Origin of the sequence: Ruminococcus sp. D54t1_190329_F1 (assembly GCF_015551645.1) — a bacterium.
Classification (GTDB): Bacteria; Bacillota; Clostridia; order Lachnospirales; family Lachnospiraceae; genus Blautia_A; species Blautia_A faecis.
The window spans coordinates 1-11,624 of sequence record NZ_JADNDC010000047.1 but is presented as its reverse complement, the minus strand read 5'-3'; the positions used below and the strand labels follow the sequence as shown (position 1 = coordinate 11,624).

Below are 11,624 nucleotides of genomic sequence, written 5' to 3'. Positions count from 1 at the left end.
TGTAAAGTAATGCAGAGTAAATTCATGAGCGTAAAGTGCCTTCCGGATGGAGAGTTGCCGGAGGACGAAAAGAGAAATCTTGCGGTTCGTGGATTGCTTCTCGCTGCAACAGAAGATAAATATGAATCCATAAATTATCTCCTATTGTGAGCGAAAAAAGAAAAGGAGGTAATTTTTTTATGGAGAAAACAAAGAACATGTTTCTCACCTCAGCTAAAGAGCTGAAAAACACTTCTACACTGGCAGTCTGTGCAATGCTTGCTGCCCTGGCACTGATTTTAAATTCAGTTGCTTCTATCAACATCGGTCCCTATGTAAAAATTGGATTTTCCGGTATCCCAAACCAGATTGCTGATTATCTGTTTGGACCCATTACCGGATGTCTGTTTGCCGGTGTGCTGGATATTGTGAAATTCTTTATCCGCCCTGATGGTCCATTTTTCTTTGGGTTCACCTTTAACGCAATGCTCGCGGCATTTATTTATGGATGTTTTTACTACAAACATAAGCTCACTTTCCGTCGCGTGCTGATTGCAAAACTGGTTGTCGTTCTGATTGTAAATGTTCTGTTAAATACCTTATGGCTGGACATGCTCTACGGAAAAGGATTCCTTGCAATCCTTCCAATGCGTACTGTAAAGAACCTGATCATGTGGCCAATTGATTCCTTTATCTTCTTTACCATCACAAGATTGATTGAACAGACAGGAATTTTTAGTATTTTTAGAAAACCGGCTGCCAGCTGATTACATATATTTGAAAATATAAAAACTTAGCGATATCAAATAAAAAACGCGAATATTCCAGTACTTAATAAGCCACTGATATTCGCGTTTCTTATTATCCTAACCACTTAAAAGAAGGATAGTATCTTACAACAGCTTTCCCCACAATCTGGTCAAATCGCACGAATTTGTTTTTCCATGAACGTGAATCCTTCGAATCATTCCGATTATCACCAAGCATGAAATAACAGTTTTCCGGAACTGTATATGGACCATAACTTCCGATCATTTTCTCCGGAATGAACGAGTCATCCAATGAAGTGGGCGAACCATCAATGTAAACTTTCCCATCCTTAATTTCCACTACCTCTCCCGGCAGTCCGATCACTCTTTTGATAAAAAGACGGCTTTCATCATCTGGGTATTTGAATATTACAATATCAAATCGCTCCGAGTCCTTGAACTTTTCAGAAATTTCATAACCGAACAGATTAAGATTAATTCCACACGCAAGCTTTTAAGAAGATTCACGTTTTTCTACTTAATCTGAATCCTTATTTTTTCACCGACAGGTGTCCAGTCAGATTCTGCAGTGATTTCACCTGTAGTTCCATCATATGCGCTTTCTTCGGTTCCATAATCTTCATCCGTTTTATCTGCTGCGTCGGTATTTTCTTTCTGGTCTGTATCGTCTTGAAGCCTTACTTCTGTGGGAGCATCTGCCCCTCCGATAATTTGAGTTTCAACCGGCTCCTCTGCATCTGACGGATTTTCTCCCTCCAAAGTATCCTCTGGAACTTCTTCTACTTCTTCTGTAGTCTCACCAATTTCTACAAAATCGTCATCAACCCAGACAGTGTCTGCAGCAGCCATATAAGGTTCTCTGGTATAAAGCTGTAATTCCAGATAATCGCTGTCAATATCCGGGAGTAAAAGAACCGGACCGTCAGAATCCAGCTGATACATGCCCCAGAAACTGGTTTTAAAACTCCATTGAGATTTACCATCTGCTGAATTACTGCGCAGTTCATACTGTACCTGATTTCCTTTACTGTCTGTCCCCATAAGCATCATCTCATTACCATTATACAGCTTTTCCTCAAGTTCTTCCGGAATTTCTGCCGTAATTATACTTTGCAGTTTATTCATGGAAAAGTCTGTTAATTTTACGGTTCCTTCTTCTGTTTTAACAGAAACATCTTCCAGCTTTTTATGAACTGTCTGTTTCATAAGCTCCGCATGGGGAATAGAAAAATCAAACTCAAACTCTGCAAAATAATCTTCGCCAAGATTTTCATTTTGATAGGCACCAAGTACCAAATGTACTTCCGGATTTTCTCCCAGCTCACCATCAAGGGAAAATCGGGATTCCAGAACAGCATCATAGACATTTTCATCCAGTCCAATATTTAGCAAATCCTCATCCGAATACGGCAGATAGTGTCCGCTTTCGTATTCTTCAATTTTCTGTCCATTTATTGTAGTTTTCTGATAATCAATGTCAAGCTGTGTATTGGCAAAGGTCCAGGCATCCTGGACATCATCCGTGCCCTTTTGCCCGGAAGATGTTTTTTCTGCATGCACCTTTGTTAACAGAACCCCATTATCCAGAACAACTTCTTTTAATGTTACAGTAATTCCTTTGTCTTCCTTAGCGGTATTCAACACTTCCGTATAAGATTCAATGCTTTTTGGGAAACCAAGGGTTTCTCCTATGGACAATGTAATATTTTTTATTGCAGCCTGGATATGTGGATTAGAAAAGATAACAGAACCCAAGGCGACGATCACACAGGCAGCTGCTGCTTTGCTCCACCCTTTCGGTCTCCGGTTTTCCTTTTTTTCACTCCATTCCCGCTCTGCTTCCTCTATATATTTCGGATCAATATTACCAAATTCTTTTGAAAAATCAAACTTTTTCATATGCGTCCTCCTTCTTTTTCCAACAGTTTCAACAGCTTTTTCCGGTTTCTGTATAAATTCATTTTCACGCTTCCCGTTGACATATGATGCCTTTTGGAGATTGCAGAAACAGGATCTAAAAACCAGTATCTTCGTACAAAAATATTTCTGTCCTTTGGAGACATTTCTTCCAAAAAACGATTTATGGTTTCCATCAGTTCTTTTTCCGCCAGCTGTTCTTCCACGGTATAAGTTACATTTAGCTGATCCATTTCCTCTATAACATCTGCCATATGAACATCCGGGCGCTTGCCTGCAAACTTTTTCCTTAAACGGTCGATACTAAGATTTCTTGTAATCCGACCGCAAAAGTGTGCCAATACAGGAGGATGCGTAGGAGGAATCTGTGACCATACTGAAAACCAGGTATCATTCAGACATTCCTCGGCATCTTCTCTATTTGCCAATAAATTCCAGGCAATCTTGTAGCAATAGGGATGATACTTAGTACTCAATTCTATAATTCCATTCTCATCTCTTTTCAAAAACAGGTTTATAATTTCATCATCATTCATTTACAGGTTGTCCTCCGGGTTTCTTTAAGATAAAAGTCACTGTCCATAATCTGACCAGCAACAGATAAGGCGCCTTTTTGAATAAAAAAATTTCCATTCATATTATATATCGTAAAAAATAGTGGATGGTAACAAAAAAATTTAATTCTTTTCAGTTGAGATCCAAACTACAGTTTTGGTTTTCAGAAGATTACCTTTTAGGGGTAAAAATAATGAAAAGCAGCCGATATTCTCATTTTATATATCATGAGATACCGGCTGCAACTGCTGTTATAAAATATTTTCTTGTTCTGTAGTTTTGTACTTCATACTACAGCATTCATTATAATCACGGTCAGAATACGTCCTATAAACTGTCCACAAAACGCATAAAATCTTCTCTTCCTTTTGGTGTGCATTTATAAACTCCGGCATCTTCCAGCACATGTACAAACACCAGTCCTACTTCTTTTTGAAGAATTGCTTGAATGTTCTCTGCATTAATATCCGGATATTTTTCCAGCAATTCTTTCACCCAATCCTCATGCTTTGCTATTTTTTCATTTGAAGAAATATCTTTTCCAGATAAAATGTATTCCTCTAAAAGCTCCAGCTCTTCTTTTAATCTGGCCGGAAGAACTGCAAGCCCCATTACCTCGATCAGTCCGATATTTTCCTTTTTAATATGATGGTACTGTGCATGTGGATGATATACACCAAGTGGATGTTCTTTCGTCGTAATATTATTGCGAAGTGTCAGATCCAGCTCGTATACATCTTCCACTTTACGGGCAATTGGGGTTATGGTATTATGTGGCTCTCCGTCCGTATTGGCAAATACAAAGGCTGCTTCATCTGTATAGCCTCTCCATGCCTGCAGCACATGTGTTGCAAGGTCAATCAACCGTTCTGGATTTTTATGACGGATACGGAGCACTGATAACGGCCACTTTACAATTCCCGCTTCCACATCCTCAAATCCAGGAATGGTCACATGCTTTTCAATCGGTGCCTTAGCCATTGCGAAGGTATAATGTCCTCCCTGGAAATGGTCATGGCTTAAAATAGAACCGCCTACAAGCTGCTCAATGTTCTGAAATTCCTGTTCCGGTGCAGTGTAATCATCCTCGTAAAATACATCCAGCAGAAGATTTGTTGTGTAATTTCTCTCACATTCTGGTATCAGTTCCGTCTCGACTCCATACTGTACCAGTTTTGCAATACTCTCACTCAGCATATTTTTATCCTCTCTTTTCTATATGATTTCATTTTGCAGAACAAACTTTTCTCTGTACAGATTCCGGTATTCTCTTGGTGTCATTTTGTAGCGTTCCCTGAAAACCCGGTTAAAAGTCCGCTGACTTTCAAATCCTGCATCCATGGAAATGTCCGTAATGCTTTTGTCTGTACACTCTAAATGAACACAGACATAGTTTAATCTCTGTTCATTTAAATATTGGTTAAAATTTCTATGAAAAGTTCCGGAAAAGACACGCGAAAGTGTAAATTTACTTACTCCCATATCTCTTGCCATCTTTTCCAGGGACATTTCTTCTTTAAAATGTTTTGCAATATAGGAGACCGTCTGATAAATGATATCATTGCTCTCCACGCTGCTCTTTTCCTGTAAGTTAAATGCCGGGATACTTCTGGCCAAAAGGATCTGCACATAAGCCTGTTCCACAACAAGGTTAGGATTTTGCTCCTTTTTATCGAGCTTCAGGCACCGAATTGCATTTACAATATCCCGGTGGACCTGCGGCTTTTTAATTACAGGATTTTTCGGACAGTATTTCTGCATAACAGAAGCAAATTGTCCGCAAAGTATGGGCTGCGCCCACAGATAACATGCCTTATTATTCTCTCCTGAAAAGACCTGGCAGTGATGGATCACTTCCGGAAAAAGGACTGCAAAATCACCTTCCTCCATGTGAAAGAGTTCCTGGCCCATTCCAAGCTCCAAGCATCCTTCTGTAAGATAGATGAATTCAACTGAATTGTGCAGATGAGGGGATTCATGTCTGGCAATGCGGGAATGTAAATGCAGGTTTTCTTTTTTCTCTTCATAAACCGGAAACATAATTTCTCTCCTCTGCAAATTTTGTCTGTTTTTTCTTTTCATTTGGCACGTAATCCGCTTTCAGGTGATCTATAATGCACTTGTAAGTTAAGAAAAGAGGTGAACGAAATGAAAAATTTAAAAGCTTATATCTTATATGTGATGAATTTCTACGCAAACTATTATAAAGTTTGCCGCTAATGCCAGAAGAAAATTCCGGTATTCGGCCGGATTTTCTTCTGCATAAACTATCACATCCGCTTTTTATTAGTATAACCAACTGATGAACCCCTGTACATGAACAGGATTCTTTAAAATATAGACAAAATGATACAAAAAAAGATATGCTGCAAAAAATGACTGTATTTCCTGCCTCATATCTTTCCTTAATCCAATGACAGACAGCCCGAAAATATCGGGCTGTCTGCTTTTTAGATGGTATCAATCAGATCACTTCCACTAATGATCTGGCTCCAGCGGTTTTCACGTTTGTCCGCATTTTTCTCAAAGTATGGAAGTCGCGTTTCTTCCAATTCCTCCAGGTATGGGATGCTTCCATCCAGATACTTTTTGATTCTCCGTATGGTACTGTTAAGTCTGGTAATCACAGCTCCAAGTTTAATCTGTTTCTCAGCTTCTTCTACAGGTACAAATTTATTTTTCTTAAATTCTTCCAGACACCTAATTAGTGCATTATTATGAATATAAAAAAGAATATATTGAAGTTTTATTATTGCAGCCTTGTAACCAACTCTCCCTTCGAACATGTAGCAAAAAATCTATCGTACCAGATAAGGAATGTTAAAACTGTCCAGATTTTACGACTGTTATCTGCCTTTTTATCTTTATGGTCTTTCAGAAGCTGAAGCAGTTCCTCTGTACGAAAAAATTCTTCTGCCGCTTTTGAGGTAAATAAATCCGTTACCATCTGATACCAGTCATCCTGCCGCAGCCACACACGGATTGGAATAGGAAAACCAAGTTTCTTCCGTTCATCGGTTTCCTGTGGAAGAAATCCTGAAACAGCTTTGCGGAAAATATATTTGGTTGTACCCGCTGCAATCTTGGCTTCTTTCGGAAGCTTTGCTGCAAAGTCAAAAACTTCTTTATCCAGAAATGGTACCCTGACTTCCAGGGAATGTGCCATACTCATTTTATCAGCTTTCTGCAAAATATCGCCAGGAAGCCAGTAGTTCAAATCTACAGACTGCATTTTTTCCATGTCTTGAAGTCCGCCTCTGTTTTCTGCCTCAAGCTCTTCATAAAATGGTCTTAAATATTCCTGCGTGGAAGGTCCTGTTACTTTATTTTTCAAAATCTGCGCTTTCTCTTTTTCACGGTAGATATACGCATTTCCAATGAAACGTTCTTCCACTTTCATTCCTGCGCGGATAAGGAAATCCCGTCCTTTCACATCTGGCAGCTTTGCGGCCAGCTTTCTGACAGCACGTCTGAGCACGAATGGAATCCAGGCAACTTTCTTCAATGCTTCCGGTTCTCTGTAAATATTGTATCCACCGAAAAGTTCATCTGCGCCTTCCCCGGAAAGGACTACCTTAACATGCCCGGCAGCCTCTTTGGAAAGAAAATAAAGTGCAACTGCAGAAGCATCTCCAAGGGGTTCATCCATATGATACATCACATCTGGAAGGGCATCCCAGAATTCCTGCTTGGATATGATTTTCACATGGTGTTTCAAACCTGCTTTTTCTGCCACTTTGGCAGCTTTGTTTACTTCACTATATCGATCTCCCTCATCAAATCCCACTGTAAATGCCTGATCTGCACCGGAGGAAGAAGCCAGATAACCGGAATCCACTCCACCTGATAAAAATGCGCCGACTTCCACATCACTTAACATATGATGCTTCACTGAATCCTTTAAAATCTCGGAAAGCTGGCTCCGCAGCTGCGCCATATTCGTCTTATGGTTCCACTGACCTGGTGTAAGCTTTGGTTTGAAATAAGTCTTTATTTCATAGCTTCCGTTTTTATATAAAAGCATATGTCCAGGCATCAGTTTATAAATTCCCTTAAAGAAGGTCTCTTCCAGAGGAGAATATTGAAATGACAAATACTGCTCCAGTGCCTTCTGATTTACTTTCCTTTCATAGCCTGGAAATGCAAGGATACTCTTAATTTCAGAAGCAAATACAAAGTGCCCATCTATTTCGGCATAGTACACAGGCTTAATTCCAAAGAAATCCCTTGCAAGCATCAAAGTCTGCTCTTTTTCATTCCATACTGCAAACCCAAACATTCCCCTGAGTTTATCCAGTGCCTTCTCCCCATACTGCTGAAGGGTATTTACCAGAACTTCCGTATCGGAATGGGTGCAAAAAGAAATGCCGAAAGTCTCAAGTTCTGCCCGCAGTTCTTTATAATCATAGATTTCTCCATTAAAAACAATATGCAGATTTCCATCCGCACTTTCCATAGGCTGCTGCCCATCTTCTAAATCAATAATACTAAGTCTTCGAAAGCCCAGCGTAATCTTCTCCCTGCAAAAGGAGCCCTCACTGTCCGGGCCTCTATGCTCAATGGCTTTCATCATCCTTTCAATTACTGTCTTCTGATCCTGTCTGTAACCTGTAAATCCACAGATCCCGCACATTTCTTCCTCCGTATCCATTTGATGTAGTTTAGACACTGCAACGACTTTTGTTACAGTCCAAAATTTTTTTCCGATATTTTATCATAAAAATATCTGTTTGTTGTAAAATAAAAATGTCTTTCTTATCAAATAATTATATTTCCAAATAGCTTTTATATCTCATATAACATTTTACAAGAAAAGAAACGTTTTCCAGTCTCTTATTTGCTTCCGGAAAACGTTTCTTTTCATTTACTCTTCATAAAGATTTCCGTTCTCATCGGTCCAGGTTCCGTCACCATTATCTGTGTATCCTACACCTTCTGAATCACAGTAATAATAATCTCCGTTTGTAGTCTCTTTTACATTAACGGTGCCGCTGCTGCCCTTGAGTTCATGCTTTTCCAGCTGTGTTCCGAAATTATAGTCTTCGTCATTCCAGGTACGATATGAATTTCCATTGGCATCTGCCCAGTTTCCATCTCCCTGATAACTGTATCGGCTCCCATAAGCATCAGAATAGGTCCCATCTCCGTTATCGTAAAGAACTCTGGATTCTTCATCTCCTCCACCCGGTGCTACAATTGATGCTACACCGGAAGCAGTAGTGAATCCACTGGTATATGGTACGCCTGCTGGCAGATTCTCATAAGATGAAACAGACTCGTTGTTGTCAGAGGTAATTCCATCATCGGTCGTTTCACTTACCTGTCCGCTGTTTTCCATGGCAGGTTCATCGTTTGTTTCCGCATCTGCTTTTTCCTCTTCGTCTACAGAATCCTCTGTATCTGCATTCTCTGTCACTCCTCCTTCGTCCTGTGTTTCAGCAGCTTTCTGCATAGTTACCATTTCAGAAAACGGTGCATAATCCGGTACATTATTTTTCTCTGGATCTGCATTTTTTTCAATACCAGACTTCTCCGTCTCTACTGAAACTGTATCTGTCCCGGCAGAGACATTAAATACCAGATTACCGCCTGCAAGCAGCAGCGTCACAAGAATTCCCGGAAGAATCCCTCTGCGGAGTTTCCGAATGTTCACCATATACAGAATCCGATCTTTAAACACCATTTCGCTGTCATTAAGACTTGCTGTCACATATGGAATCTGATTTTCCATGGCCACTGTCCTGAGAAGCAGCTGTCGATATAATTTATGTTCCTTTTTATTAACTCTGCGAACAACTGCTGTATCACACAGATTCTCAATATCCTTATCCGCTTCTTTCAGCATGATAAGAAGAAAGGGGTTGAACCAGTATATTGATGCACAGATTCGAAGGAGCATCTTATACCAGAGATCCCGATGGCAATAATGTGTGAGTTCATGGTAAAAAATAAGTTTTCTTTCTTCTGCTGAATACCCGGTTGCTGGTAGATACAATTTTGTATGTAAAAGTCCTGCAAGAAGCGGTGTGGTAAGACCTGCGTTTTGCCTGAGCTCCGGTATTCTGCGTACGTGCTTCTTTTGACACGCTGCACGGTACATCTGAATACTCACCGTATCACTTACCTGCAGACTCATCCGTTCCAGATTCCTTATAGAAAAATAATATGCCAGCAATTCTCCTGTCAGTTTAAGTACCGCTACGCTCGGCCAGACAACAACAAAAATCACAGCCACAATTCCCAGCCATTTATCTGATTCGTACCTGACAGTTCTCTTTTGTTCCGGAATTTCTGTCAGATTTTTCATGTCATTGCTCGCAGATGATACGGTTTCTGTTATCTTCTGACTTTCCTCTGGTCTGACTGCGTAATCCGTTATCTTCGGGTTTTGCGTATTCTGTTGACTGCTTCTAAGTACTTTGAAATCCACCAGTGCCAGATTCTCCGGAAGGCGCACCGGAACACAAAGGCTTATCGTAATCAACAGCCAGATAAAGTACTTCCATCTCGCTGATACACGTCCTTTAAACAGAGTCGCAAGCACTTTTACCAGTAAAATTACTATTGCTGCAATAATGTTCAGTTTCAGAATGTGCAGAATGAAAACCTCCATAATTAGCTATTCCTCCCTGTCCTCCAGGTTCTTAAGAAATTCACTGAGATCCTGGACTTCTTCTGAGCTGATCTTCTTTCCATGATAAAGTGAAGTTACAAACTTTTTTAGTGAATTCCCATAAAGTTTCTCAAGAACACTCTGGCTTTCATGTGCCTGATAATCTGACTGCGAAACCATGGGTGTATACAGATTCATTTTTCCCTGTTTCGTCACTTCCACGAAATTTTTGTTCTCCAATCTGGTCAGCAATGACAAAATTGTTGTTGATGCAAGCTTTTTCTTCATATTGATCACTTTCTCAATCTCCGGTCTGGTCATCGGCGGAGTATTATTCCAAAGAACGAGCATAATATCCAGCTCTGAGTCCGGAAGTCTCTGGTAAGTTTTTTTCACTTTTTCATACCTCCCCTGTTACATATTTTCTACAAATGTAGGAATGATTCTATTTTACCACGGTTCACGGAAATGGCAAGGGCTTTTGCACAATTTGCAAATGCCCTTGCCATTCCTGCAGCTACTGACCACTATCAGTCTATTTCTGTATAGCTGCTGCCATTTTCATCACTCCATGTCCCGTCTCCGTTGTCCGTAAATCCTGTACCATTTTCGTCCTGGAAATAATAATCACCATTTGTAGTTTCCGTAACCGTCACAGTATTACCGTTTGCATCCTGAAGGTCATGCTGTTCCAACGTATGTCCCAGATGATGAGTGTCATCATTCAGAGCTGAGTAGGTATTTCCATTTTCATCGGTATAAGTTTCATTCCCATTATCAGTATATTTCATTCCATCATCTCCACGGTATTCGCAAGAATAATCTTTGTGAAGAATGTAATTGATCTCAATTGTATTTCCATCACTGTCAACTAATGTCAGTGGTGAGGTGGAAATAATATCTGAACCATCACTGTTATCTGCGGAAGCATTCACTTCTGTATCGGAAGAATCTGAATCTCCCTTGCCTCCCGGATTGGAAGTATCGGTATCCACCTGATCAGAATTCTCTGTTGAATCTTCATCTGCCTGTCTGGTAAGGGAGGGATTTCCTGGATAGGAAATATATTCTACGAATTTTCTGACATCACCGATATCATCTGCATCTTTTGCATATCCCACCGTCATATATAAACTGTTCCCCTCTGAATAAACTGTCTGATAGCAGGCTTCATACGTATCATTGCATTTTGCAATTGCTATATTGACATCATCAAGTGAATATTTGTAAATGTTTACATAATCACTTCCATTCGTGTAGCTGGCATAAGTACCTTCCGTATCTGCCTTTTCCCAGTCGGAATCTGCTGGCGGCTGTGTATAAAAGTCATTATTTTCTGCTGCCAGAACCGTTCCTGCTGAAAAAGTTCCCAATACCGCCGTAGTGATAAGTGTCATTAACTTTACTGTTCCTGTCTTCATAGTGCATTCTCCCTGTTTATTATTTTCTACTTTTGTAGAAGTTGTTTATATTCTACATCTGTAGAATATAAATGTCAACCATATTTTGAAGTAACTGGTTCTTGACACATAATATTCCTTGCATTATAATACGTTTAACAATTAAGTTAAATGTTAAATGAAGGGATGTGATGAATTATTGGGTATACAGGATACATTAAAAGCACTGGCTGATCCAACACGACGTGAGATTTTGAACTTATTGAAGAATGGGCGGCTTTCAGCTGGAGAAATATGCGAACATTTTTCAGTGACGGGAGCATCCATATCAAGACATCTGGCAATATTGAAGGAAGCTGATTTGATCCGAAACCAAAGAGAAGGAAAGTT

At 39.9% G+C, this 11,624-nt stretch carries 12 protein-coding genes and 1 riboswitch; of the genes, 2 read left to right on the top strand and 10 right to left on the bottom strand.

The features are described from left to right. The first annotated feature begins 10 nt into the window (after positions 1-10). Positions 11-108, top strand: a riboswitch (THF riboswitch). Positions 109-179: 71 nt separating this feature from the next. Continuing rightward, positions 180-746: a folate family ECF transporter S component gene (locus I2D69_RS17150; RefSeq protein WP_148463268.1), complete on the top strand. Its 567-nt coding sequence runs from the start codon at positions 180-182 to the stop codon at positions 744-746. 94 nt (positions 747-840) lie between these two features. On the opposite strand, the gene lepB is transcribed toward I2D69_RS17150, so the two are convergent. The 10 genes from lepB to I2D69_RS17100 form a co-directional block, all read right to left on the bottom strand. Then, positions 841-1,200 (bottom strand): signal peptidase I, encoded by a 360-nt coding sequence (gene lepB, locus I2D69_RS17145; protein ID WP_330602512.1) that lies wholly within the window; start codon positions 1,198-1,200, stop codon positions 841-843. 62 nt (positions 1,201-1,262) lie between these two features. Then, positions 1,263-2,648, bottom strand: coding sequence for a DUF4179 domain-containing protein (locus I2D69_RS17140; RefSeq protein ID WP_148463266.1), 1,386 nt, complete (start codon positions 2,646-2,648; stop codon positions 1,263-1,265). Beyond that, the gene (locus I2D69_RS17135; protein WP_148463265.1) at positions 2,645-3,202 is read right to left on the bottom strand and encodes a sigma-70 family RNA polymerase sigma factor; all 558 of its coding nucleotides are present in this window, start codon (positions 3,200-3,202) and stop codon (positions 2,645-2,647) included. The genes I2D69_RS17140 and I2D69_RS17135 overlap by 4 nt, the downstream gene beginning before the upstream one ends. A gap of 346 nt (positions 3,203-3,548) precedes the next feature. Then, positions 3,549-4,418 (bottom strand): hypothetical protein, encoded by an 870-nt coding sequence (locus tag I2D69_RS17130; protein WP_173736309.1) that lies wholly within the window; start codon positions 4,416-4,418, stop codon positions 3,549-3,551. Positions 4,419-4,436: 18 nt separating this feature from the next. Then, the gene (locus I2D69_RS17125) at positions 4,437-5,261 is read right to left on the bottom strand and encodes an AraC family transcriptional regulator (protein WP_021925437.1); all 825 of its coding nucleotides are present in this window, start codon (positions 5,259-5,261) and stop codon (positions 4,437-4,439) included. A gap of 410 nt (positions 5,262-5,671) precedes the next feature. After that, entirely contained in the window at positions 5,672-6,007 is a 336-nt protein-coding gene (locus I2D69_RS17120; RefSeq protein ID WP_173736308.1) for a hypothetical protein, read from the bottom strand. Then, a complete protein-coding gene (gene asnB / locus I2D69_RS17115) occupies positions 5,971-7,854 on the bottom strand; it encodes an asparagine synthase (glutamine-hydrolyzing) (RefSeq protein ID WP_148463263.1) in 1,884 nt (627 codons plus the stop codon). The genes I2D69_RS17120 and asnB overlap by 37 nt, the downstream gene beginning before the upstream one ends. 231 nt (positions 7,855-8,085) lie before the next feature. After that, entirely contained in the window at positions 8,086-9,834 is a 1,749-nt protein-coding gene (locus tag I2D69_RS17110; RefSeq protein ID WP_173717379.1) for a M56 family metallopeptidase, read from the bottom strand. A gap of 6 nt (positions 9,835-9,840) precedes the next feature. Continuing rightward, a complete protein-coding gene (locus I2D69_RS17105) occupies positions 9,841-10,230 on the bottom strand; it encodes a BlaI/MecI/CopY family transcriptional regulator (protein ID WP_148463261.1) in 390 nt (129 codons plus the stop codon). Positions 10,231-10,364: 134 nt separating this feature from the next. Further along, complete coding sequence (locus I2D69_RS17100; protein WP_148463260.1) at positions 10,365-11,255, bottom strand: hypothetical protein; 891 nt, start codon at positions 11,253-11,255, stop codon at positions 10,365-10,367. 157 nt (positions 11,256-11,412) lie between these two features. Between I2D69_RS17100 and I2D69_RS17095 the strand changes: the two genes are divergently transcribed. Next, the coding region (locus I2D69_RS17095; RefSeq protein ID WP_334285144.1) for a metalloregulator ArsR/SmtB family transcription factor at positions 11,413-11,624 on the top strand (212 nt) is incomplete at its 3' end.

Coding starts and splice junctions, on each gene's coding strand:
- I2D69_RS17130 (WP_173736309.1), bottom strand. CDS start 4,418: ATGCTGAGTGAGAGTATTGCAAAACTGGTACAGTATGGAGTCGAGACG.
- I2D69_RS17150 (WP_148463268.1), top strand. CDS start 180: ATGGAGAAAACAAAGAACATGTTTCTCACCTCAGCTAAAGAGCTGAAA.
- I2D69_RS17135 (WP_148463265.1), bottom strand. CDS start 3,202: ATGAATGATGATGAAATTATAAACCTGTTTTTGAAAAGAGATGAGAAT.
- I2D69_RS17110 (WP_173717379.1), bottom strand. CDS start 9,834: ATGGAGGTTTTCATTCTGCACATTCTGAAACTGAACATTATTGCAGCA.
- I2D69_RS17120 (WP_173736308.1), bottom strand. CDS start 6,007: ATGTTCGAAGGGAGAGTTGGTTACAAGGCTGCAATAATAAAACTTCAA.
- I2D69_RS17100 (WP_148463260.1), bottom strand. CDS start 11,255: ATGAAGACAGGAACAGTAAAGTTAATGACACTTATCACTACGGCGGTA.
- I2D69_RS17125 (WP_021925437.1), bottom strand. CDS start 5,261: ATGTTTCCGGTTTATGAAGAGAAAAAAGAAAACCTGCATTTACATTCC.
- asnB (WP_148463263.1), bottom strand. CDS start 7,854: ATGTGCGGGATCTGTGGATTTACAGGTTACAGACAGGATCAGAAGACA.
- I2D69_RS17140 (WP_148463266.1), bottom strand. CDS start 2,648: ATGAAAAAGTTTGATTTTTCAAAAGAATTTGGTAATATTGATCCGAAA.